We start from the raw sequence: 21,961 nt of genomic DNA, 5'->3' as shown, positions 1-21,961 counted from the left end.
AGAGATGTCAGCAGTCAACCTCGCAAACGTCGAGCAGGCCATAATAGAAGAGCTGAGGATAACCCCGGAAGAGGCCAGGGCGTACGTCGTCATCGTAAAGAATGGCAAGATGGACGCCGCCAGGATATCAAGGGCAATAGGAGTTGACGAAAAGCAGGCGCAAGAGGTTGCAAAATCCCTCGTCGGCCGGGGCATGGTCATCGAGATAACTGCGACCGAGTTTGAGTCGCTGCATCCCCGCTTTGCTGTCACCAACCGCTACAGGCGCCGCTGCGCCGAGGACGGCATCCCCTTCAAGAAGAATCTCCGGGTGGACAACATCGGAATAGTGCTTGAAAAGCCGTTTGAAGATGCAAGGACTAAATAGGCGTCCGCCGGCTCTCTGTACTGCAAAAGAGGATATGACGACTTCAGATCCGACGGGCGGCGACAAGGTAGTCTACTTTGGAGTTATAAACATCAACGAGAACGGAAGGACGCTCGGCTCGGTGGACATCTGGCGCAGTTTGCTTACAAAGGACATGTTCTGCGAGGAAAAGCGCCTCGGCATCCTCGACATCGTCGACTATATCGGAATGCCCAAGAAAAAGCCAGAGGAAGAATGGGCGGTCGCAGTCAGCAGGAAACGCAAGGGGCACCTGCGCTGGCGCCTTGTAAAACTGGTAAAAGAAGGCCGGTTCAGGTTTGTGGACGCCGACGAAAAGCCAGTGGAAATCGACATTAAGGACTTTGCCATAGCCGACCCGGAATGGTGGAGCTTTCTGGTCAAGGACAACGTAAACCGCAACGTAGAGGTAGAGGGCAAGTAATCAAAATGGAGCGCGCCGGCGATAACAACGATATTCCAGTAACAGTGTTTGTCAAAAACGCTGACGGAAGCGAAATCGCCGCAAAACTGTCAGGTTATTTCGTGGTAAAGGGAAAGGAGTTCAGGTTCACCGCCATCGCCTTTGGAAGGATAGGCGGCCACAACGCAAGCGTCAAGATTGCCAAGACGACGCTTGAAAAGGTCGCAAAACTGGGCATCGACCCTGACGCGCTGGTGGACACCATCCAGCGCAAGATAGTGGAAGGCGACGTCACCCTGCCGGAAGGGATAAAGCCGCCATCGTCGTCAGAGTAAGGAACCTTCCAATGCATTGCCGCAGGCGCATTTTGTGCGTTCAAGAGGCACGGCCGGTATCAGCTCTGCGACCAGCTTTTTCGTCTTTTCCACGTTCTTGTGCAAAGTCTCGATGATCTCTTTTGACGTGACGGGTATCTCTGCCCAGACGTCATAGTCGGTGACGGTTGCCACCGACAGATAGCAGATTTCAGCCTCGCGCGCAAGCGTGACTTCTGGCACGAGCGTCATGCCGATGATGTCTGCCTTCATAACGTCGCGGAAAAATTTTGATTCTGCCCTGGTCGAAAAGCGCGGGCCTTCGATGCAGACGTACGTGGCTTTTGGTTGGAACGGGAAATCTAGTTTCTTGATGACATTTGCGGCAACGTCGCGGATCTCCGGGCAGAACGGGTCTGCCATCGAGACGTGCGCAACCTGCCCGCCGTCGTAGAACGTGTATTCCCTTTTCTTGGTAAAGTCGATGAACTGGTCGGGAAGCGCGATGTGGCCGGGTTTGTAGTCAAAGCCGAGGCTCCCGACTGCCGACGGCGCTATTATGCGCTTGACGCCCAGCTGCTTTAGAGCCCAGACGTTGGCGCGGAAATTGATCTTGTGAGGGGGTATCCTGTGGCCCTTGCCGTGCCTGGGCAGGAACGCGACCTTTCTGCCCGCGTACTCGCCTATCGTGACGAGATCGGAAGGCTCGCCGTACGGCGTGTGCACCTTGACCTCCTTTTTGTCGTTGAAAAGGCCGGCGTCGTATACGCCGGTGCCTCCGATGATGCCAATGTCTGCCTTTTCTTCCATCATTAATCGTACACCACCAGCGACTCGACTTTGTAGCCCATCTGGCGCAGCCTGTCGGCGCCCTTTAATCCTGCAAGTTCAATCACAAATGCAAACCCTGCGACCTTGCCCCCAAGCTCCTCTACCAGCTGCGCGGCCGCGACTGCGGTGCCGCCGGTCGCAATAAGGTCGTCGACTATCAGGACTTTTTGCCCCCTTTTCACCGCGTCCGTCTGCAGCTCCATCGTGGCGCTGCCGTACTCGATGTCGTACGATTTCTTTATCGTGGGGCCGGGGAGCTTGCCTGCTTTTCTTATCATTATCACGCCCTTGCCAGTCTTCATGCCAAGCGCGGTGGCGACCACGAAACCCCGCGACTCGATGCCTGCCGTCACGTCGTACTTTGTCTTTGAAAACCTGCGGGAGACCTCGCTTGCAATGAACTTTAGCGCGGCGGGATTTCTGAAAACGGGGTTGATGTCGCGGAAAAGTATGCCTGGTTTTGGAAAGTCCGGGTGCTTGCTGATTATCCTGTCGAGGTTTAGCTTTGCCTTGGCCACGGACACTACACACATGGGGTGACAGTAAAAAAGATTGCGAAGTAAGCTCCGGCTTACTGCCGGCTTTATACGGCCGGTCGCACAATAATGGCTGGAGTGCAGTCGCAAGAGGAGTTCCGGGCAAAGGTCGCAGGCTTGAAGGACTTTAACGAAGCCTTTGAGCTGGTCAAGAGCGCCGTCTATGAAAAATTCAAGATGCACCGCGCCGGCCTGAGCCTGATACTGCAGGTCATGCCGACGAACCTTGGCGCCTATCACATCCTTGGATCAAACGTCATAGTGATGAACAGCCACGTGCTTGCCGCAATCCGCAGGCTGTCCGGCTCGGAGGCAGAATACAACGCCTACGTGTTCATGGTTCTTGCGCACGAGTACCTGCACAGCCTGGGCATCATCGACGAGAACACTGTGCGCCAGATGACCTATGACCTCTGCAAGACTATGCTCGGGGAGAGCCACAGCTCGACGAAAATGGCCAAGGAAGACCCGTCGTCATTGTTTCCCCAGCTGCGCAACATGGTGCAGACGCAGTTTGGAAGGGAGTTCCAGGTAGTCAAGAATTTCGACAGGGCGAGCCAGTCCTACATACAATAACACAGTTTAGGCTTGTTGCTTTTCCTTTTTCCTTGACTTGCCGTAATAGACCATCAGGCCCATGCAGATAAAGCCGATGATTTCAGGTGCCATGAACAGCCACAGCCTCTTTTCCGGCGGGGCATAATAGTCTGCAAGCGACGCGACCGGCCCGCCGACAAGCCCACCAAAAAGGCCGACCATGATGGCTATGGTTATGGCCTTCTCGCGGTCCAATGCATGTATTGCTATGCATGGAAGGCATGTTAACCCTTCGTCGCTTGGAAAATCACCCAAAAATGCTATGACAAGTTACCAGACCCAAACAGCAAAAGCGGCAAGCCTGCCAGAGAATTTAACGCGGTTGTACCGGCTTGCATAATATTGCTATTTTAGATACTTTATAGTAGCTAAAGTTTATAAAAGAGGCACCCGTGCCAATGGCGTGAATCATAATGATTCCGTCCGCATTCTTGCGGTAGCAGCGGCAGCAGGATTACTGTCGGCCATGATTATTTCCGTCATGCCGGCGGCGTTGGCTGCCAACCAAACCAACAGCAACACAGACTCCCCGTCAGACACGACAAAAGAACACGGTAAACCCGCTGTAACGGAAAAACCACGCTTGAGCGGCGTCAATGCCGTCGCGTTCAAGATGGCGATGCGTGACCTGTGGGTGGATCATGTAGTCTGGACAAGGATGTACATCATAAGCGCGGCTGCAGAAGCACCTGACGTTGATTTTGCAGCAGAACGACTCTTGAAGAACCAAGAAGACATTGGCAATGCGATAAAGCCTTTCTACGGCGAGGAAGCAGGGAACAAACTCACTTCGCTCCTCAAGGACCACATCCTGATCGCCGTAGACCTGTTAAACGCAGCCAAAGCCGGGGACAATGCAGGAGTGCAAGCTGCAGAGAAAAGGTGGTACCAGAATGCAGATGATATTGCGACCTTCCTCAGCGATGCGAATCCAAACTGGTCCAAGAAAGACCTGCTTGAAATGCTGAACAAGCACCTCACCCTTACCAAAGCCGAGGCCGTTGCAAGACTGACCGGGAACTACAAGGACGATGTTTCTGCATTCGATGAAATCAAAAAGGAAGCAATGATGATGGCAGACGACCTGTCCTACGGGATAGTCAAGCAAATGCGAAACATGAGATAGATGATAGATAGGTCAGTGCAGCAGGCAACTGGCCAAACCCGTCATCGGATTTTTTCCTTCCTTTTTCTTCTTTCTTTCTTTTCTTGCTTTTGTCGAAAGCAACAGAATACTGGATGATGACGTGCAAAAAACCCTGGGCGCAAATTTATTGGTTGAATATTTTATTCTACATGAAGGCAAATTGCTTGTCTGCACATGTCGGCGCATATGTCGTTTGTGCGTTCAAGAGTTCTTTTTGCTTCTCTTGTCTGTTGTTATGACATGCCTGCAGTATTCATTACCAAGAGCCATGCATTCCCTTAACTCAACATTGACATTCGGCGACTTGCCGTCCAAAGATCTTTTGATTATCATGTCGTGAAGTCCATGACAGACGGCGTCTTGGTTTTCCAGCGCGACCCTGTGAAGGATGCAATTTTTGCTTATGATGGAATATGCGTTATCCTTGTCCACATCCGTGTTATCTCCGGTTCCTTCAGCAAGCATAGACGCGAATCCTAATTCGTTGGATACTAGGTTGAGTATTTTTAGCGAATCTTTGAGGTTGTTGGAATCGCCGCTTTTCTCTATTCTGTCCCTGACATCCATTGCCAGGACATCAGCAACAGACTCTATTATCTTCCTAACATGCTCTTCCCCGTCTTTTTCTGCAATTTTCTTCAGGACGTAATTTAGGATTAGATCATATTTTCTTGGAAAGAGTTCTCGACCGTATTCTGTCAATTCATACACTTTTCTCGGCCTTCCGAACCGTTCGCTCTTGAAACTCGATTTTACAACGTGCTCTGCTTGAAGTGATTCGAGATGGACCCTTGCGGCGCTTTTTTGAATCCTTAACTTTTCTGCGATACCGGCGGCTGACGCAGGTTTATCCAGCAATAATTCCATAATTTTCCGTTTTGTGTCGCCAAATCCAATGTCCTTGGACGCGTCGCTGTTACCTGCCATCATATTTACTTTGTTTAACAACTATTAAGTCTTTATAGTATCCATATAGTCTTTAAGGCGCTTTCAACTTGCCGTCTGTTAGAGTGTGTTTTAGAGGCGATTTTTCAACTTGATGGCGTCATGTGGAATTTGCTCTTGAAAGCCGCGGTGGCAACTTAGTCCGTACTAAATTTCCCACAATAATGCCGCAAAAAAAGCCAATTTTCTCGTATAGAACGAAAGCTGGAAGATATAAATAAGAACATCGTAAAGTACCTCATCATATGCCGATAAAGAACGGGGCTGAGTACATAGAGAGCCTCAGGGGAAGGAAACTCAAGGTATACCTTTTTGGACAGCTTGTAAAAGAGCCGGTGGATCATCCGATGATCCGCCCCTCCATTAATGCAGTGGCCGCCACGTATGACCTTGCAAATGCCGAGCCAGAGATGGCCGGCGCAAAATCATCCATATCCGGCCTGCAGGTAAACAGGTTCCTCCACATTGCCGAAAGCGCCGAGGACCTCGTGAACCAGAACAAGATGCAGCGCCGCCTGGGTCAGCTGACGGGCACCTGCTTCCAGCGCTGCGTAGGCATGGACGCACTCAATTCACTGTATTCCACTACCTACGAAGTCGACCAGAAGCACAGCACGAAATACCACTCGCGCCTGAAAGAGTTCATCAAGATGATCCAGCGCGAAAACCATGTCATCGGGGGCGCCATGACCGACGTCAAGGGCGACAGGAGCCTCTCGCCGTCGCAACAGCCAGACCCGGACATGTTCGTGCACATTATCAAGAGAGACAAAAAGGGGGTCTACATCACGGGAGCCAAGGCCCACCAGACCGGCTGCATCAACTCGCACTGGATACTGGTCATGCCTACCATGCGCCTGAAATCAGAGGACAAGGACTATGCAATCGTGGGCGCAGTGCCAGTCGACGCCCCTGGCATCACCTACATCTATGGCAGGCAGTCGTGCGACACGAGGTCGATGGAAGAAGGCGACATTGACGCCGGCAACAGCAAGTTCGGCGGCCAGGAGGCCATGATAATATTCGACAACGTGTTCATTCCAAACGAGCTCATCTTCCTTGACGGCGAGTACGACTATGCGGCAATGCTCGTCGAGCGCTTTACATGCTACCACAGGCGCTCGTACGTTTGCAAGACCGGCCTTGGCGACGTGCTGATAGGCGCCGCGGCAGCAATCGCAGACTATAACGGCGTGGCAAGCGCTTCTCACATCAAGGACAAGCTCGTGGAGATGACGCACCTCAACGAGACGATATTCGGCGCAGGAATCGCGTCTTCCTACATGGCTCACCAGACGGCGTCTGGAAACTGGCAGTGCGACGACATGCTGGCCAACGTCTGCAAGCACAACGTGACGAAATTCCCCTATGAAATCAGCAGGCTGGCGCAGGACATCGCAGGCGGCCTCATGGTCACGCTTCCGTCGGAAAAGGACTTTCGCGGCGCCGAGACAGGTCCGCTTCTTGAGAAGTACCTCAAAGGGCGCAAGGGCGTCTCGACCGAGAGCAGGATAAGGATGCTTCGTCTCATCGAGAACATGACGCTTGGCAGAAACGCGGTAGGCTATTTGACAGAGTCGATGCACGGCGCCGGCTCGCCTCAGGCGCAGCGCATCCAGATAGCAAGGCAGATGCAGCTGGAATACAAGAAAAAGCTTGCCAAGAACCTCGCAAGCGTCAAGGAAGGCGAGACGGCCGAGATGGCTATGGAAAATCCGGAATATTTCAACAAGATATTCGGGGTCAAAAAGAAGGGCAAACAGCAGTAGTAACCTTCTTTACTCTGCTTACTTTTGGTAAGCATCCTTAAATATTCCAGCGATCTACTCGGCGCCATGCCAAGACCGATACACTTTGACATGACGGCAGACAACCCTGAAAGGGCAGTCAAGTTCTACCAGAGCGTGTTTGGATGGAAGTTTGAGAAATGGGACGGGCCGATGGAATACTGGATGTGCACCACTGGCGACAAGAGCGAGCCGGGCATAAACGGCGGCCTCTCAAAGAGGGGCGAGTCCGGAATGCCTGCCATGAACACGATAGGCGTGGCAAACGTTGACGAGTTTTCCAAAAAGGTGGCCTCAAGTGGCGGCAAGGTGGTCATGCCCAAGTCGCCGATACCCGGCGTCGGCTGGTTTGCCACCTGCCAGGACACCGAGGGCAACATTTTTGGCATAATTCAGGAAGACAGGAACGCCAAATAGAGCTTTTTTTGTCGCGTACACGAGTGCGCGGCCGAAAAGGATTATTTATCAGTTATGCGTCAAAAGAAGCATCTTCGGGGTAGCTGTGTTTGAAACTAAATGAAGCCCAGATCGAGGATCTGACCGGCAAGGTCTTTCGCACGATCGTCTCAAACGGCAAGGGTGGCATACTGCAGTCAGAGCTCTGGAAGGAACTCGACCTGACAAGCCGCGACGGCTCGCGGGTCGCAATCCGCCTGGAGCGCCGGGCCCTTATAAGGAGGGAAAAGATGCTGGAAAATGGCAGGTGGACCTACAAGCTTTTCGCCACCAAACTGCCGATTGACACCAGCAGCGTCGAAAACGCGCCGTGCCTCACATGCCCCGTGGAGCACATGTGCTCCCTTGACGGCTCGTACAGCCCCATCACCTGCAATCTCATAGAGGACTGGCTGGTGCTGTCTCTCAACGTGGCCAACCAAAAGAGGCAGGAGCAACCGACGGCGACGGCTGTGGCCTCCGGGGCAGAAGATCAGGCCAAATGAGGCTTGCAGATGCCCGCAGGGACCATTACAGGCGCCTTGCCAAGGATCAGGGCTACAGGAGCAGGGCCGCGTACAAGCTAAAGCAGATAAATGATTCTTATCGCATTCTAAAGCGCGGAAACAGGGTTATCGACATCGGCTGCGCGCCCGGCGGCTGGGTGCAGGTCGCGACAAAGGAGGTCAGCCCGGGGGGCAGGGTGGTAGGAATCGACCTCAAGGAGGTCGAGCCGGTGGCCGGAGCGACGATATTTCAGGGGAGCATCGACGATCCTGCCGCGGTAGCCAAGATGGTCGAGGCACTGGGAAATGAAAAGGCTGACGTGATACTGTCCGATCTTGCGCCAAACGTCAGCGGCATGTGGGAGGTGGACCACGCCAGGCAGATTGACCTCACGAGGAGTGCCCTTGCCCTTGCAAAGCAGGTATTGAAAGCAGGCGGCAACGCCGTCTTTAAGGTGTTTGAGGGCGAATTTCTCAACGAGCTAAAAGGAGAGATGAAGGCAAGCTTTGGCAAGGTGCTCGTGAGCAAGCCTACCGCAAGCCGGCAGGAAAGTTCCGAGCTGTACCTGGTGTGCATTGGATTTCACTGATCTTCTCTCATGCGTTTCCGATCAAACCAAATAACCACTGCAAAAGTTGATTAAATTAATTAAGCTGTGACGGCAACCTGTAAAATATCCCCGGATGCCAAGCCAGCCTGACTACTATGCCCGCAACCACAAGCTGGAAGTCCCAAAACAGGACTCTACACAGAGCAGGCTGCTCGTACTTTGCATCGACAGGGACGACGACATCGGCACAAAGGGCGGCATCGAAACGCCGATTGTCGGCCGCGACCAGTGCATAAACGCCGGCACCCGGCTTGCAATCGAGGACCCCGAGGACGCCGACGGAAACGCCATTTTCGGAGCGGTCAAGACCTATGAAGAGCTAGTAAGCAAGGGCTACAACGTCGAAGTCGCAGTGGTGGCCGGCAAGTTCAACAGGGGAGTTGAGGCGGACGAAAAAATAAGCCGTGAGGTGCAGGCCATACTTGAGAAATACCAGGCGACCGGCGCGGTGATAGTTTCAGACGGCGAGGATGACGAGACGGTGCTCCCTGTTATACAGTCGAGGGTGCCCGTCGTGTCAGTCCAGCGCATAATAATCCGCCACAGCAGGAGCGTGGAATACTCGTACGCGGTGCTTGGTCGCTACCTAAAGGCGTTGATGTACGACCCGCAGTACAGCAAGTTCTTTCTCGGAGTGCCCGGGACTTTGCTTCTCGCAGGCGGCCTTGCGGTCGCGTTTGACGCGACAAAGTGGCTGACAGTGATGATACTTGCAATCCTGGGCGGCGCGTTCATGGTGCGCGCCTTTGACGTCGACAGGGCGGTAAGCTCGCTAGGCAAGATGGGGCCGACCGACTTTATCAAGATATTCTCTGTAATCGGGGGCGTGCTGATGATGCTTGCGTCAATAGCAAACGGCGTCTCTAGCATACCGCACGACATACCCGTGTCGCAAATGGACGCGCTGCAGCTGATCACCAACAAGGCAATCGTGGGTAGCTTTGCCAAGGGCATGATAACGATGATGTGGATAGGAGTCGCCACGATAATGGCTGGCGTGCTCTTGAGCAACTGGCTGAAGGGTAGCTCGCACGCCATGGCAGACATACTGCGCCTCGTAGTCCTCGGCCTGCTCTACATACCAGTGCTCCAGTTCACCGACGTGCTCACGCTGTCCACCAGCCCGTTCACGCTGGTTTCATCTCTCCTGATAGGGCTTGCAGTGTCGCTCGTGGCGGCCGCGTTCCTGTACCAGCACTTCAGGCACAGGCGCGGTGGCGAGCAGGTAAAAGCAAACGACGGCACCAGCAGCGGCAGCGGCTGAAATAATAATAATAATAAAAAATAATAACTCGTCTTTTCTTCCCAACCCTGGTTATTACAATGCCTGAGCACGGCGAGCTTGATCCGCAGTTGCAACAAAACAAGTGGTTCTGCGGCTACTGGATGACGCAAGAAGAATGGGAGGACGTGCACGACTATGCGCCGCCAAGCAGCGCCATCGTAGAGCAGCAGGAAGAAAAGGAAGAAGAACAAGAGGAAGAAGAAGGGTAAAACATACAAACAACCTCGTTGACCTGATCGTGTGGTTGACGAGAGGTCCGCCGGCGCAGTGGTGGTTTTCATGTCGGACAGCAAGCCGGAGTACCTCCTCCTGCATTACACCGCCGGCCACTGGGACTTTCCAAAGGGAAACATCGAGGCTGGTGAGACCGAAAGGGAAGCCGCGGTGCGGGAGATCCGCGAAGAGACAGGGATAGCCGACGTCGAGTTCGTCGAAGGCTTTAGCAACACAATATCGTACAAGTACAGAAGGGCCCGGAGGCTCGTCGACAAGCAGGTCGTGTTCTTTCTGGCCCTGACAAAGACAAGGGACGTGACGATATCGCACGAGCACATCGGCTTTGCATGGAAAAGCTACGACGACGCGATGGAGCAGCTCACTTACAAAAGCGCAAGGAACCTGCTTGAAGCCGCCGCGCAGTTCATGGAGAAGGAGAAGCCGCCAGCAGTCTGAACCAGCGCGCCGCCACCGCCTGGTCCTTTGTCTGGACTATCGACCTTCCGATTATCAAATAGTCCGAGCCGCTTTCAACTGCCTGTCTTGCGTCGCCTCCCTGGGCGCCGACGCCCGGCGAATACACGGCAAGCGAAGAAACCTTCAGCTCTTTCTTTTTCTCGGATATCTCGCTCAGTATGTCAGTCTGAGTCGCGCCGACCACGATTCCGTCGACCCTGGCCTTGACTGCCCTGTCAAGGAATATCCTGTACATCATGTCGCCGTGCGTCTGCAGGCCGTACCCTTCCCCCGCGTCCGGGTGGCTCATGTACACAAGCGCAATGACTCCCATCCCGAGCGCGCGCGCCTTTTTTGCAAGCGACGCAAGCGTGTTTGCGCCCATGAACGGGTTTGCTATCACGGCGTCAAAACCCATCCTTGCGAGGTGCTCAAGTGCCACTTCGTTGGTGTCGCCAATGTCGTTCAGCTTGATGTCTGCTATGCACAAGAGCTGTCGGCTGTGCGCCCTCTTTGTCACCTCGGCGATTTCCCTAGACGACAGCGGAAGGAGCAGGTGAAAGTTCATCTTGACTGCGCAACAGTCGCCTGCCACCGCGTCTATGGTCCTTATCGCAAACTGCTTCAGGTTGCGCTTTACTGGGGCAGGGTCAAGCGCCACTATTATCCTGCTCTTTTTCTTCCTTGCCAGCTGCGCCATCCGGCGCGAAAAGGGGGGCGAGCTAGTCGCCATAAGCCTTTACCAGCGGGTGGCCCGCTGCAAGCCTTATCACTTTCAAATAGATGTAGCCGTGCTCGTCAAGGCTCGTGCAGAACGCCGGCTGCTCCGGCCTCTGGCTGGCATAGCGCAAAAACGGCTCTGCCGGCTCGGATTCCAGCAGCACGTAGTAAAAGTAAGACAGCGAATCGTTCTCGTTGACGCTCATGGTCGTGCCGATTATTGTTGCCGCCTTTTTCTGTTGTTTTGCAAGGAACAGCGGAAGCGGCGCCTCCTCATAGAGGGTCTTGTACGCGGCGACTTTAGCCAAGCTCGCCATGTCCTTCAGCTTTATCACGGTGTAGCCCGTTCCCTTTTCCACCTTTGCAACCTTGGCGAGCGCCGGCGGGAACTTTTCCACGTTCAGGATGGGAGAATACACGAACGTCGGGTTGCCGACAGAATCGGCAAGCACGACCTCCTCGACGCCGTTTGACACCCTGTACGCCAGGTATTGAGAATTCCATCCTACCTCGACTTCGGCAGTGTATATGACCGGCCTGCCGTTCATGACGTCCAGTTGCGCGGCAAGCACCTGCTTTCCACCGACCGTGAGGGCAAAGGACGGCATCGGGGCTCGCTCTAGCGCGCACACCAGCCTGCCAAAATCCTTCAGGCCTGCAAGCGGTATGTACACCGGGGCTTTGAGGCGCAAATCGAATCGCATTATGGTGAAAGCATACAGTATTAAAGTCATCCGCCTTTTTTACAGTGAGAAATGGCCGAAGGCAGCAGCAGGAGGACGTACGACCTTGTCGTGCAGGCGCAGGCCGTGCTTGCAAGGGCCGACGACCCTGTGTCGCTCTGGCGCGCCTACGTGGCAATAGAGTACGCCATACTTGACATGAAACTGCGGTACGACTTGGAGCACGAGCAACCGCCCCCTGCGCCAAAGAGGACGGCCAAGAGGGAAGACCTCCTTTCTGCCGCAAGGGGGAAACTGGCGCGCCTAGAGTTTGAAGAAAAAGAAGACAGGAAAAAACTGCTCTATGAGCTGCGCGAGTGCCGCGATGCGCTCAAGGCGCTTTTGGCAAAGAATCCCTAGCGCCTTCTGTCGACCACGTCGTCAAGGTCCGGGCCGGTGCCGATCAGAGTCGCCTTTACTCCCAGCTCGCCCTCTATCTCCTCGATGAATTTCCTTGCGTCAGCCGGCATCTTTTCGTACTGGCGCACGCCTGCGCATGACGGGAACATAACGTCCAGCTTTGTTATCGCTATCTGCGTCGCGCTGTTTAGCCTTGTCGACTTTTTCGCAAGGTCGAAATCAAACGGCGCCGCTCTCCTCTGCCTGCCAGTCACACTGCCAAACTCCATCCAGCCCCGCTTTTTCGCCTCGTCTTCGGCAAGCTCGTTCGCAAGCGGCCCGCCTCCGACTCTGGTCACGTACGCCTTGAACACGACGAGCACGTCGTCCACCTTTTTCGGCCCGATGCCAATGTCGGAGCAGATGCCAGACGCCGTGACGTCCTTTGACGTGACGAACGGGTATCCGCCGTGGAACAGCGAAAGATACGTGCCCTGCGTGCCTTCCACCAGCACCTTCTCGTTGCTCTCAAGTGCATAGTTGACCGAGTTGCTGACGTCCTCCACGAATAATGACAGTTCTGGCACGTCGCGGGCAAGTTTCAGCGTGCGAAGCGCCCTGTCCGCGTTTGCCGGGCCAGTCCCAGTACCTGTCGTCCCGATCTTGCCCTTCAGGTGGTCCTCGCTCTTGTCCCGGTCGATGTGCGCCTGCTCTATTACGCCGCACTGGGCGTCGACGTAGGTCCTGTCGTCAGCCTTGAACATCTCGATCTCCTTTAGCAAGACCTGCGGGTTTACGAGCACGCCGGCACCTATCAGGAGCCTGGTGGCCGGGTTGAGCGCCGCGCTAGGAAGCATCCGCACCTTGTACTCCTTGCCCTCAAACGCAAAGGTGTGGCCGGCGTTTGGGCCGACGCCACCGCGCACCGCAATTACGGGGTTATCCTTCTTTGCCAGGTACGCTATTATCTTGCCCTTTCCCTCGTCGCCAAAGAATCCGCCTACTGTCACAAGGCACGGCATATGTACGAGAATTTTGGCAGCCCGTCGTTATTTAATTCCACCTGCACACGGATTAAATTAAGCCGCGGTAAAAGATGGGCTGTTGAGCGGGCGGCAGCAGGACCTCGGCGGGGCGGCGGGAAACATCATCCAGATCCTAGCGAACCTGCCAGAGTTTTTGCGCAAGCCGATGCTGCAAAAGAGACTCTCTGAATTTTTCGACATGGCCGAGCCGGAAAGGCAGGAGACAATAGCGCTCGCACTTGCAGCGGCGCCGACTATAGACCCGCAGAAACTGTCAGTCCTTGTCAAGACGTGGCTTGAAGTCCTTGCAGGGTTTGACGCAGAAAAACGCACCGCAATTTTTAGCGTCTACTGCAGCCAGATAACAAAGCAGCCGGAATCATTGCAGCGGCTCAACTTCCAGTCGCTTACGAATACTTTCATGTCGCTTGGCGACAGAGAGCGAGAGATATTAACAGACTCGTTCAAGGAGGTGCTGTTTATCTTTCCAAAACGCGAGATGGTGCTTGCAGCCATCCCTGATTATTCCAGAAAAGCGCTCGGCCTCTAGTGTGACGGTGGCTGCTCGGGTTTTTTCTCTATCTCGCCGATGCCCTTCTCAAGTCCAAAGAACGCCCTCTCGTACTTGCGCAGCGCCTTTCTGTGCTCTGGTAGTGACATGTCGAGCCTGAGCTCGTTCATGACCATGATGGCGTACGTAGTCCATTCCTTCCAGCACGCGTTGCACGCTGGATACTTGTCGGCGGCCGGGTCTTCTGATGGCGCGTCTATCGGCTTGCCGCATTTCAGGCAGGTCTTGCCGCTCATGTGTGTGAGGATCCTCCGCGCTAGCCATTATTATACGTTAAAAGAGCGGCTTTTTCATGTTCGAGCCGCAGCTGGAGCATCTCGTGCCCTTGACCTCGGTGCCGCAGGACAGGCACACGTACTTTAGCTTCACTCCCTCGCTCATGTGGCCCCTTCCGGCCGTGCCGCTTCCAAAGCCAAACGACCCTAGCGCCTTTGACTGGCGGTAGCGTATGAAAAAGATGGCGCCTACAAATATCGCAATGTTTGCAGCCATGCCGACCAGAAAGCCGAAAAAGTATGTCAAGACCATCCCTATTCCCAGGCTTGCCGCCAGGAATGCTATCTGGCGCTTTAACACCGGCTTTAGGCTGCCGTCCATATATCTCACTGTACTTTGCCGCCCATTGCTTAAGAAGGTTTTTCCAAATCCGACCTGATTTTTCCCAAAGTTATTATAGTTTTGCCATGAAGTATGTACGGTTGTTATGAAAGTGCACTGCCCCGACTGCAAGGCGATAGCCGAGCTGGCAGACGACTTTACGTACGTAAAATGCGCCAAGTGCGGGTTTGACATGACCTACGGCGAATACGTAAAGTACATTGCGTACAAGGACGCGCGCTACCGGGATATCCTCAGCGACTACAAAAAGTAAATAACTCTGCACGCAAACCATTAGCGACCGGCCGGTTGGTAGAGATTGTTGAACTCGCGATAAACCTCGTTGGCCTCGCCATTTCCGCGATGATAGGCCGGTTCGCCTACAGTGGCTATGCGACAATCGTAAGCCCCAACCTCCTGCGCCTCACCCTTGCGTTTGCATCGATAGCCGTCGGCTTTGGGCTGATAATAGGCTCCCTCTTTGCTCCTCTCGACTATTCACAGGCGATAGACACCGCCGGCCTCGCTGCGCAAGCAGTCGGCTACTTTTTCATAGCCATGTCTCATGGCTTGAAATCGTCGTTTGATTTTGCGCCAAAAGGATCTGCCGCCCTTGTCCTCGTACCGTTAGCCACTACTGGATTTGTAATACCTGGAAATTCAATAGAACATCTTGTCAGGTCAATTTCTTTTATTCTATTAGTATATGTGTCGATTGAAACATTAGCGTCATATATGCAGACCATGAGGACCAATACCCTCATGATTGGCTCGGGACTTGGCACGCTTGCCGTAGCGGAGCTTTTAGCCTGGTACGATTTCATATTCCCCGGCACGTTCAGCTATCCCGCCCTGGCGGCCAAGGTGGCCGGCTTTGGCCTCATGTTCATACCGTACTCGAAATTCGGTCTGGCAAGCGGTTTTGGAAGGAGGATAAAACAAGATGCCGAATAGCAACAGGACGCACATCAGCATCATAGCCGACATACTGGACACGGCGAGGCAATACAGCTACGAGGGGTACAAAGGCGCTCCAGTCACGCACCTCATCCGCAAAGCAAACGTCCCCCACCGCCGTCTCTCTTCCATCGTTTCGGAGCTAAAGGCATACGGCCTCCTCAACGAGGTGCCCGACTCGAAATACCGCATCAGCGAGAAGGGGATGGAATTTTTGAACTCGTACAACCAGTTCAAGGGCTTTGCCGAGAACTTTGGCCTAAAGATCTAGCATATTCCTGCCTCCTGCCAGCCAGGTAAGTAAGTTATTCCTACCATGCTTAAATCCCGCTTTTGCCAATGCTATCTCGTATGGCGACAGCGGCAAGTGCGCTAGACAGGGTGAAAAGCGAGCTTCTCTCGTGGCCCGGGGTGGTCACAAAAAACCATAGGTTCGGCGGGATCGAGTTTGACCTAAACGGCCGCGAGATGGGACACATGCACGGCTCCAGCTGGGCTGACCTGCCGTTTCCTATGGACGTGAGAAAAGAGCTGGTTGAAAAGGGCACGGTGTCGCCGCACCACATCCTGCCCGAGTCCGGCTGGGTGACGTTTCGCATCAAAAGCGAGGAGGACGTGCAGACACTTGTCGAATTATTCAGGATGCAGTACGAGAGGCTGGGCAACAAAAAACTGCAGCAATAAAAATCGCGGGGACTTTCTCTCTCATTCGTCCCCTTCGTCGTCATCGTCGGAGGATTCTTCGTCGTCATCGTCTTCAAAGTCATCCTCAAAGTCGTCGTCTTCTGACATATGCGTCACCAATAACCGACTAGAGGCTTGTTATAAGGATTACTTTACTTGATACAAGCGAACGTTATTGTTGCGTTACACACAGGAAAATTCCAAGAACTGTAAAGAATCCTGTCAGTATCGTCGTTATCAACTGTTTTAAGAAATGCCCAAGAAAAAGTACTTGGAGAGAGAAGAGAAAAAAATGAGAGCACTAGTTTATCGTGGACCAAAGGACGTGCAGATTGACGATGACAGGCCCAAGCCCCAGCTAGAGCATCCCGAAGACATTATCCTAAAGATAACCAAGACTGCGATATGCGGGTCAGACCTGCACCTTTACCACGGCAACGTAAAAGGCATGGAGCCCGGGCAGGTGCTCGGCCACGAGTTCGCAGGGGTTGTCGAGCAAGCCGGCGACAGAGTGGAGGAGGTCAAGCAAGGCGACAGAGTAGTCGTCCCGTTTAATATCAACTGTGGCCGCTGCTGGTACTGCCGCCACGGGCTGTGGTCCCAGTGCGACCGCTCAAACCCCAAGGGGGAGCTTGGGGCAGTGTTTGGATACGGGCAAAACATGGGAGGCTATGACGGCGGGCAGGCAGAGTACGTCAGGGTGCCGTACGCCAACACCGTCCCGCTGAAAATCCCTGAGAACCTGAGCGAAGAGCAAGCACTTTTCCTAAGCGACGTGTTTTGCACGGGATATTTTGGAGCCGACATGGCAAACGTGCAGCCGGGAGACGACGTTGCAGTGTTTGGCGCCGGCCCCGTAGGCTATTTTGCAGTAGTGGGCGCATTTTTGCGCGGCGCGGCGAGGGTCTTTGCCGTCGACCACTGGCCCGCAAGGCTCGACAAGGCAAAAAAAGCAGGAGCCGAGCCGATAAACTTTGACCAGCAAGACCCAGTCAGCAGAATAAAGCAGGAGACAAAAGGCAGGGGCGCAATATGCATAGACGCCGTGGGCTATGAGGCCGTGGGCCACCACTTGCACGACAACAGCGCCAACCCCGCATACATACCGCAAGACTCGCTGCAGGTGATAAACTGGATGGCGCAGGCTGCAAAAAAGTTCACTACCGTGAGCATACCCGGGGTGTACCTGACAGAATACGCCGACTTTCCATTAGGCCAGTTCTTCCAAAGGGAGCTTCAGATCAAGATGGGCCAGTGCCCTGTGAAAAAGTACAACGAACAACTGCTCCACTTGATAGAGGTCGGCAGGGTAGACCCGACGCAGCTCATAAGCCACAGGATGAAGCTTGACGAGGCGACAAAGGCTTATGAAATGTTTGACAAAAAGGAAGACGTGACCAAGGTAGTCATGACGCCATAGATACGCGATTTTGGGACTTCTTCTGTTGCTTGTCTGGAGAAGAAGAAGAGTCTGGCATCCCAAGCTCCGGCCACAGTTTGGTCAACACAAGCGGGGCACTTGCCGAGATGAAATTCACCATCGCCACTTCTTCCTGCAGGCTTTCCTGAAGCGCAGGGACAACATCTTGCAGTCCTGCCTTTTCTGCTATCTGCATGAGCATCTTGTACGACGTGACTTCTGCATTCTCTATTATGGCGTCTTCTTTTGTCCTGACAAGTTCCTGCTCTGCAACAGACATTGGAGCGTTCATTGGCTGAAACGCCGGCAGCGTGGCCTTTGAGCTGGTAGGCTGACCGCCCATCTTGGTAATGGCACCCTTGAGCCTATTTTGCTGCTGTATTGTCTGCTCAAGATGATATTGCAATTGCTGTTTGGCCTGTTCTACTGGCGTTTCGCCTGCCCTTGAGCGAAGCCTTTCTTCAGCCGCGTTTTCCATAGCCAGCGCCTCGTTGAGATACTGGATAAATTTTTCATTACTATTGTTATTGTTGTTAGTAGCTGACGGACTTGACATATTTCTCTCTGATTGTTTCTAATCAAAGCATATTGTTAAAGAGTTGCGCGCATGTTTTTAATCAGCTGCAAAGCCAAGAGCTGCCAGACCACCATCAAGTGTGCTTATACTACTTGCAAATTCTCTGGTCTTGCACTCTTACTTGGCTGCGCGTTATGCTGTCGCAGAGTATGACGTAGACGAGGAGGACGATCCCTCTCCTCTCTCCATCACTTTTTCCTGCGTCTCTGGCGTCGGGCCAGCCTCTACGATTATCTCTTCGTCTACCATGTTCTTTGTCGGGATGACTACAGTCCTTCCTTCTTCGTCCTTTATTATTACGCTAAAGGCCCCGACCTCCTGTACTGTGCCTCTGTGCTGGTTAAACGAGATCCTCTGTCCCTGCTTTATGGCCGGCTGTATGAGCGTATTGCCCTTGATGAGCGAAGGGATTGCATCTCTTAACCCATATGCAAGACCCACTCCAAACCCGATTGCAATTGCAGCTGCAAGGCCCCAGATGAGCGCAGTGATCACTGAATTCAATATCTGCTGTCCAATACCTAGCTGCGTGACTGCCACCGTCAGGACTATGGCATAGAGTATCCCGGTTATCGCAAGGCCGATTGTCTTTCCTGCTATGATGCCTCTTCTTGGCAGCTCCCTTTGGATCCAGCTTCCTACGAAATCTGCGAGGAGCGAGCCTATCACCAGCACCAACAAAAAGGCGACGACGTTTGGAATCCATAGCCATACGTTGTTGATTGCCTGCGATATCTGCGGGAACTGCAGCACGTTTACCGCCGCGCCTATGAAAAAGAGGTAAATGAACCACTTTGTCGCCGTCCCAAAGATCCTCGACATGCTCCAGCCAGTGTTTATCGTAGCCTGTCCTATGCCGCTTCTGCTCCAATGCTTGTCCAAGTTGAGCGTCTTTATCACCCTGCTGACTACCCACCCTGCAATCTTGCCTACCAGATATCCGATCCCCAAGAGGATAAGGGCTGCAACGACCCTTGGCAGGGCGGCCGCTATGGTGGTCCCAAATTGATTTAGCGAATTTGTGATGGGGCTTACTAGGTCGTTTGCCCCTACTGCCTGAAGAGTAGTTAGGAACGTAAGGATGCCTAAGATTTCGAAACTCATTCTGGTCTTATATATGGTGATAGAGATATTAACGAGTTATTGAAAATCATGAATTTATATTTATATTATACTAATACATAGTAAGTTCTAGGTAATTTCAAGTAACTCTTTATATATATTATATTAGATAATCTGGAAAAATATGAGTTTGTACGGCCTGCTTTTATCCATTGCCCACTCATGAAAGAAAATAAGAGGATCAGGAAGTTTCTGATGGCATTGTCTTTTTGAAATCTTTTCTGCGGCCGGTAACTTCCTTGGTGGTGTCTTCTACTACCTTTTCGCTTCTGACTGTGTCGCTTACGGTCTCTGTTTCAGTAACCGGCTCTTTTGTTACAACCACTTCTTCCTTGACATACGGTCGCTTTGTTACTTCCACTTCCTCGCTAGTTACAGGGACGTTGACCTCCGTCCTTGCCTCTGCTGGTCTGCCGGGTTCAGCTACTGTATCCGCACTTGCGGGCCTCCTCTCTACCCTGACTTCTTCATGCGTCACCGGAACCTCTATGGTCTTTGTCTCTGTGACAGGTTCTTTGGCGATGGTCACTTCATCCGTCCTGACCTTTTTCGAAACGTCCAGCCTTTCTTCTATGAGGGGTATCCTTGTTTCAACGTCCGCGGGCATGTCTGTCTTTTTGTACTGCGTAGCGTATTCTTCATACTGTGGAGCAGTGTCCCGCTTGAATTTTGTCACGTCTGCGTTGCGCACGTCAAACCACAGCGTGTGGCCGTCATAACCGTAGACTAGATACTTTGGAATGAAGTACCTTTCTTTCTCAAGCATGCCTCTCTGGGTTAGGACGTAATTTGGTCCTACTTCCTGCACCTCTCCAAAATCGCTATCATCTGTACCTCTAGCTTCTTTCTTTATCACGTCGTTCCAATCTATCGAAGATGTTTTGTGTTCCATTCTGTACTTTCTTCGCAATTTTATTAATGACTATCGCCAGCCAGCATGCCTGTCTGCTGTCGATGTGTGTGCGCGTATCATATTTGATATACACTCCTAGATTCAAATGCACAAATGTCGTTTAAAATGAAGTCAAACTTCACCAAGGATATCTTGGCGCAGAAAACCTAGTAGAATAATTCTAGCAATAGCACCATATTCAATAATCATGCCTGTCAATCATTATTACCGTGTACACGCATACGGATGCAGAAAAAACGCAAGAGCGCATTGCGAGCAAAAAAGAAGCTAAGCATTATTCATTAAAATCGGTCCTACGCAATAGTGACGGTTCTCATTCCGTCCATTAGATCGAAAATGAAGCGAAAAGACTCTAATGATGCGGAAAAGGTAATCCCGCTCTCAAAACGTGTCGTGGCCGAGTTCATTGGAACTTTTACGCTGGTGTTTGCTGCGACAGGAGCTGATGTGGCAGATGCGCTCAGCGGGCATGAACTAGGCAAGCTGGCCGTAGTCGCCGCTCCTGGTCTCGCCCTTGCCGCAATGATTTACGCCGTTGACAAGATATCTGGCGCATACTTTAACCCTGCAATATCAATTGGTTTTGCTCTTACAAGGCATCTGCGAAAACGCGATCTGCCGTTCTACATTGCTGTACAGGTTGCTGCTGCAATAGTTGCAAGCCTTGCAGTCGCGTTTGCAATTGCTCCCTATGGTCATTCAAGCACGACCGGGCTTACGGTACCCCACACAGGTTGGCCTGCCTCGTTTGTCATGGAGACGGTGTTTACGTTTATTCTGATGTTTATTGCAATCTCGCTCAAGGAAGACATAGGTTACAAGGCTTTTGGCGGAATAGCCATAGGCGCAGCCATAATTGCACTTGGCATAATCGGTATGCCTGTTTCCGGGGCGTCTATGAACCCTGCAAGGTCGTTTGGCCCCGCTCTGGTAGCCGGAAACTTTTCAGACCAATGGATCTACTGGTTAGCACCAATCATCGGCGCACTTGTTGCTGTGCTTGCCTTTGAAATGGTAAAGGACGACAAGAAAAAGAAGGCAAATTGACGCGGTGCAGACACGGACGGTACCTTGGGATATGAGAAAAGAGGAGCGTACCTCATTAAAGTAATAACTGCGAAGCTACCGTATGACGGGTGATGACGTAACTAGGTACGTAGATTGGGACGAACTGAAAGGAAAGGAGGCCAGATCAACGCAGGGTGATATCGATCTGGGCGAAGTCCAAGAACTGGGTAGGAACTTCATTGTAACCCAAAAGGGCAGGGTGAGCAAAGAAAGGTTCTATATACCAAAGTACTTGGCCGAAGGATACGATGGACATACCGTCTACTTTGGCGTCACGGAAGAGCAAATGCAAAGATTTAGCAGAGAAGCCCCGCCTGCGTACGAAGAGTATGCCCAGTACAGGGTTGCCCACATTCCTCCGGACATTGAAACCAAAGTCCATGTGATAAAGTCAAGGAGGACGGTTGATCCTGCAAGGGAATCTCCGGTGCTTGACTGGAACAGCATTGTGCACAAGAATGTCCGCGCCGCCGATGGGGAGCCAGTAGGCAACGTCGTAGGAGTCCTTGGAGACGCGATACACGTCGAGACACAAGGGTCCAGATCTCAGTTCTTGATTCCAAAAGAAAGGGTGCAGGGATTTGACGGTGCAGAAGTGCGCTTGGACGCCCCTGTAAGCGATCTTGGACAGTATGCACGCGCCGGTCCTTGATGCGAGACACACGCACTATGATACGAGAGCCTCACACTATTCTTTTCTGCTAGTTTTTATGCTGCTGATAACCAATAGTGGCTGAACAACAACAACGATTAGCTTCATTTCTTTGTCATTATGACACATGTACATACCCC

At 52.7% G+C, this 21,961-nt stretch carries 33 protein-coding genes; 21 read left to right on the top strand and 12 right to left on the bottom strand.

The features are described 5' to 3' along the window. Positions 1-4: 4 nt before the first annotated feature. Genes ACYOR7_RS11515 through ACYOR7_RS11505 form a run of 3 tightly spaced genes read left to right on the top strand, consistent with a single transcriptional unit; the run spans position 5 to position 1,123 of the window. Entirely contained in the window at positions 5-367 is a 363-nt protein-coding gene (locus tag ACYOR7_RS11515; protein WP_479914027.1) for a helix-turn-helix domain-containing protein, read from the top strand. 34 nt (positions 368-401) lie between these two features. Continuing rightward, the gene (locus ACYOR7_RS11510; RefSeq protein WP_294806517.1) at positions 402-809 is read left to right on the top strand and encodes a hypothetical protein; all 408 of its coding nucleotides are present in this window, start codon (positions 402-404) and stop codon (positions 807-809) included. Positions 810-814: 5 nt separating this feature from the next. Continuing rightward, positions 815-1,123, top strand: coding sequence for a hypothetical protein (locus ACYOR7_RS11505; protein ID WP_294806514.1), 309 nt, complete (start codon positions 815-817; stop codon positions 1,121-1,123). Here the strand turns inward: ACYOR7_RS11505 and ACYOR7_RS11500 are convergent. Together ACYOR7_RS11500 and ACYOR7_RS11495 are read right to left on the bottom strand one after the other, a co-directional pair. Beyond that, positions 1,115-1,912: an S-methyl-5'-thioadenosine phosphorylase gene (locus ACYOR7_RS11500; RefSeq protein ID WP_479914475.1), complete on the bottom strand. Its 798-nt coding sequence runs from the start codon at positions 1,910-1,912 to the stop codon at positions 1,115-1,117. The two genes, ACYOR7_RS11505 and ACYOR7_RS11500, sit on opposite strands and share 9 nt — an antisense overlap. Positions 1,913-1,914: 2 nt before the next feature. Then, positions 1,915-2,466 (bottom strand): adenine phosphoribosyltransferase, encoded by a 552-nt coding sequence (locus tag ACYOR7_RS11495; protein WP_479914026.1) that lies wholly within the window; start codon positions 2,464-2,466, stop codon positions 1,915-1,917. Between the two features lie 72 nt (positions 2,467-2,538). On the opposite strand from ACYOR7_RS11495, the gene ACYOR7_RS11490 reads away from it, so the two are divergent. Then, a complete protein-coding gene (locus ACYOR7_RS11490) occupies positions 2,539-3,045 on the top strand; it encodes a hypothetical protein (RefSeq protein WP_294806505.1) in 507 nt (168 codons plus the stop codon). Positions 3,046-3,051: 6 nt separating this feature from the next. Here ACYOR7_RS11490 and ACYOR7_RS11485 read toward each other — a convergent pair whose 3' ends face one another. After that, on the bottom strand, positions 3,052-3,261 hold the full coding sequence (locus ACYOR7_RS11485; RefSeq protein WP_479914025.1) for a hypothetical protein: 210 nt from the start codon (positions 3,259-3,261) through the stop codon (positions 3,052-3,054). A 208-nt stretch (positions 3,262-3,469) separates the two neighbouring features. Between ACYOR7_RS11485 and ACYOR7_RS11480 the strand changes: the two genes are divergently transcribed. Then, a complete protein-coding gene (locus ACYOR7_RS11480) occupies positions 3,470-4,192 on the top strand; it encodes a hypothetical protein (RefSeq protein ID WP_479914024.1) in 723 nt (240 codons plus the stop codon). Between the two features lie 222 nt (positions 4,193-4,414). On the opposite strand, the gene ACYOR7_RS11475 is transcribed toward ACYOR7_RS11480, so the two are convergent. Then, the gene (locus ACYOR7_RS11475; RefSeq protein WP_294807061.1) at positions 4,415-5,143 is read right to left on the bottom strand and encodes a helix-turn-helix transcriptional regulator; all 729 of its coding nucleotides are present in this window, start codon (positions 5,141-5,143) and stop codon (positions 4,415-4,417) included. Between the two features lie 260 nt (positions 5,144-5,403). Here ACYOR7_RS11475 and ACYOR7_RS11470 point away from each other — a divergent pair, with 260 nt between their 5' ends. From ACYOR7_RS11470 to ACYOR7_RS11440, 7 genes are all read left to right on the top strand, one after another. Next, positions 5,404-6,927, top strand: a complete 1,524-nt coding sequence (locus ACYOR7_RS11470) for a 4-hydroxyphenylacetate 3-hydroxylase family protein (protein ID WP_294807058.1) — start codon at positions 5,404-5,406, stop codon at positions 6,925-6,927. 66 nt (positions 6,928-6,993) lie between these two features. Then, complete coding sequence (locus tag ACYOR7_RS11465; RefSeq protein ID WP_479914023.1) at positions 6,994-7,362, top strand: VOC family protein; 369 nt, start codon at positions 6,994-6,996, stop codon at positions 7,360-7,362. Positions 7,363-7,451: 89 nt separating this feature from the next. Then, positions 7,452-7,886, top strand: coding sequence for a helix-turn-helix transcriptional regulator (locus tag ACYOR7_RS11460; RefSeq protein ID WP_294807054.1), 435 nt, complete (start codon positions 7,452-7,454; stop codon positions 7,884-7,886). Then, positions 7,883-8,476 (top strand): RlmE family RNA methyltransferase, encoded by a 594-nt coding sequence (locus ACYOR7_RS11455; RefSeq protein ID WP_479914022.1) that lies wholly within the window; start codon positions 7,883-7,885, stop codon positions 8,474-8,476. Before ACYOR7_RS11460 ends, ACYOR7_RS11455 begins: the two co-directional genes overlap by 4 nt. Positions 8,477-8,570: 94 nt before the next feature. Beyond that, entirely contained in the window at positions 8,571-9,761 is a 1,191-nt protein-coding gene (locus tag ACYOR7_RS11450) for a DUF373 family protein (RefSeq protein WP_479914021.1), read from the top strand. Positions 9,762-9,820: 59 nt separating this feature from the next. Next, entirely contained in the window at positions 9,821-9,991 is a 171-nt protein-coding gene (locus ACYOR7_RS11445; protein WP_479914020.1) for a hypothetical protein, read from the top strand. A 31-nt stretch (positions 9,992-10,022) separates the two neighbouring features. Beyond that, positions 10,023-10,454: a bis(5'-nucleosyl)-tetraphosphatase gene (locus ACYOR7_RS11440; protein WP_294807042.1), complete on the top strand. Its 432-nt coding sequence runs from the start codon at positions 10,023-10,025 to the stop codon at positions 10,452-10,454. On the opposite strand, the gene ACYOR7_RS11435 is transcribed toward ACYOR7_RS11440, so the two are convergent. Together ACYOR7_RS11435 and ACYOR7_RS11430 are read right to left on the bottom strand one after the other, a co-directional pair. After that, the gene (locus ACYOR7_RS11435; protein ID WP_479914019.1) at positions 10,423-11,187 is read right to left on the bottom strand and encodes an orotidine 5'-phosphate decarboxylase; all 765 of its coding nucleotides are present in this window, start codon (positions 11,185-11,187) and stop codon (positions 10,423-10,425) included. The genes ACYOR7_RS11440 and ACYOR7_RS11435 overlap by 32 nt on opposite strands. Further along, complete coding sequence (locus ACYOR7_RS11430; protein WP_479914018.1) at positions 11,177-11,866, bottom strand: hypothetical protein; 690 nt, start codon at positions 11,864-11,866, stop codon at positions 11,177-11,179. Before ACYOR7_RS11430 ends, ACYOR7_RS11435 begins: the two co-directional genes overlap by 11 nt. Before the next feature lie 63 nt (positions 11,867-11,929). Between ACYOR7_RS11430 and ACYOR7_RS11425 the strand changes: the two genes are divergently transcribed. After that, entirely contained in the window at positions 11,930-12,256 is a 327-nt protein-coding gene (locus tag ACYOR7_RS11425) for a hypothetical protein (protein ID WP_479914017.1), read from the top strand. Here ACYOR7_RS11425 and ACYOR7_RS11420 read toward each other — a convergent pair. After that, on the bottom strand, positions 12,253-13,257 hold the full coding sequence (locus ACYOR7_RS11420) for an adenylosuccinate synthetase (protein WP_294807030.1): 1,005 nt from the start codon (positions 13,255-13,257) through the stop codon (positions 12,253-12,255). The two genes, ACYOR7_RS11425 and ACYOR7_RS11420, sit on opposite strands and share 4 nt — an antisense overlap. Positions 13,258-13,339: 82 nt before the next feature. On the opposite strand from ACYOR7_RS11420, the gene ACYOR7_RS11415 reads away from it, so the two are divergent. Continuing rightward, positions 13,340-13,810, top strand: a complete 471-nt coding sequence (locus ACYOR7_RS11415) for a hypothetical protein (RefSeq protein ID WP_479914016.1) — start codon at positions 13,340-13,342, stop codon at positions 13,808-13,810. Here ACYOR7_RS11415 and ACYOR7_RS11410 read toward each other — a convergent pair. Both ACYOR7_RS11410 and ACYOR7_RS11405 read right to left on the bottom strand, forming a co-directional pair. Then, positions 13,807-14,067: a Fe(2+)-trafficking protein gene (locus ACYOR7_RS11410; RefSeq protein WP_075054845.1), complete on the bottom strand. Its 261-nt coding sequence runs from the start codon at positions 14,065-14,067 to the stop codon at positions 13,807-13,809. The two genes, ACYOR7_RS11415 and ACYOR7_RS11410, sit on opposite strands and share 4 nt — an antisense overlap. A gap of 37 nt (positions 14,068-14,104) precedes the next feature. Next, on the bottom strand, positions 14,105-14,428 hold the full coding sequence (locus ACYOR7_RS11405; protein WP_294807021.1) for a TFIIB-type zinc ribbon-containing protein: 324 nt from the start codon (positions 14,426-14,428) through the stop codon (positions 14,105-14,107). A 106-nt stretch (positions 14,429-14,534) separates the two neighbouring features. Between ACYOR7_RS11405 and ACYOR7_RS11400 the strand changes: the two genes are divergently transcribed. The 5 genes from ACYOR7_RS11400 (at position 14,535) to ACYOR7_RS11380 (ending at position 17,489) form a co-directional block, all read left to right on the top strand. Continuing rightward, complete coding sequence (locus tag ACYOR7_RS11400) at positions 14,535-14,702, top strand: hypothetical protein (RefSeq protein WP_294807019.1); 168 nt, start codon at positions 14,535-14,537, stop codon at positions 14,700-14,702. 35 nt (positions 14,703-14,737) lie between these two features. Further along, positions 14,738-15,382, top strand: coding sequence for a hypothetical protein (locus ACYOR7_RS11395; RefSeq protein WP_294807016.1), 645 nt, complete (start codon positions 14,738-14,740; stop codon positions 15,380-15,382). After that, the gene (locus ACYOR7_RS11390) at positions 15,372-15,656 is read left to right on the top strand and encodes a winged helix-turn-helix domain-containing protein (RefSeq protein WP_294807013.1); all 285 of its coding nucleotides are present in this window, start codon (positions 15,372-15,374) and stop codon (positions 15,654-15,656) included. Before ACYOR7_RS11395 ends, ACYOR7_RS11390 begins: the two co-directional genes overlap by 11 nt. An 80-nt stretch (positions 15,657-15,736) precedes the next feature. After that, entirely contained in the window at positions 15,737-16,069 is a 333-nt protein-coding gene (locus tag ACYOR7_RS11385) for a luciferase domain-containing protein (protein ID WP_479914015.1), read from the top strand. Between the two features lie 292 nt (positions 16,070-16,361). After that, positions 16,362-17,489 (top strand): zinc-dependent alcohol dehydrogenase, encoded by a 1,128-nt coding sequence (locus ACYOR7_RS11380; RefSeq protein ID WP_479914014.1) that lies wholly within the window; start codon positions 16,362-16,364, stop codon positions 17,487-17,489. On the opposite strand, the gene ACYOR7_RS11375 is transcribed toward ACYOR7_RS11380, so the two are convergent. The 3 genes from ACYOR7_RS11375 to ACYOR7_RS11365 form a co-directional block, all read right to left on the bottom strand. Beyond that, the gene (locus ACYOR7_RS11375) at positions 17,476-18,045 is read right to left on the bottom strand and encodes a YciE/YciF ferroxidase family protein (protein WP_479914013.1); all 570 of its coding nucleotides are present in this window, start codon (positions 18,043-18,045) and stop codon (positions 17,476-17,478) included. The two genes, ACYOR7_RS11380 and ACYOR7_RS11375, sit on opposite strands and share 14 nt — an antisense overlap. A gap of 153 nt (positions 18,046-18,198) precedes the next feature. Beyond that, positions 18,199-19,170 carry a mechanosensitive ion channel family protein gene (locus ACYOR7_RS11370; RefSeq protein ID WP_479914012.1) on the bottom strand — a complete coding sequence of 324 codons (972 nt, stop codon included), beginning with the start codon at positions 19,168-19,170 and terminating at the stop codon, positions 18,199-18,201. Between the two features lie 199 nt (positions 19,171-19,369). Further along, the gene (locus ACYOR7_RS11365; RefSeq protein WP_479914011.1) at positions 19,370-20,080 is read right to left on the bottom strand and encodes a YsnF/AvaK domain-containing protein; all 711 of its coding nucleotides are present in this window, start codon (positions 20,078-20,080) and stop codon (positions 19,370-19,372) included. Positions 20,081-20,437: 357 nt separating this feature from the next. On the opposite strand from ACYOR7_RS11365, the gene ACYOR7_RS11360 reads away from it, so the two are divergent. Together ACYOR7_RS11360 and ACYOR7_RS11355 are read left to right on the top strand one after the other, a co-directional pair. After that, positions 20,438-21,148 carry an MIP/aquaporin family protein gene (locus ACYOR7_RS11360; RefSeq protein WP_479914010.1) on the top strand — a complete coding sequence of 237 codons (711 nt, stop codon included), beginning with the start codon at positions 20,438-20,440 and terminating at the stop codon, positions 21,146-21,148. An 82-nt stretch (positions 21,149-21,230) separates the two neighbouring features. Next, positions 21,231-21,821 (top strand): hypothetical protein, encoded by a 591-nt coding sequence (locus ACYOR7_RS11355; protein WP_479914009.1) that lies wholly within the window; start codon positions 21,231-21,233, stop codon positions 21,819-21,821. Positions 21,822-21,961: the final 140 nt, after the last annotated feature.

Source organism: Candidatus Nitrososphaera sp. 86-2, assembly GCF_056726185.1.
Note: the sequence above shows the minus strand (reverse complement) of the source record. Positions and strands in the feature narration are given on the sequence as shown.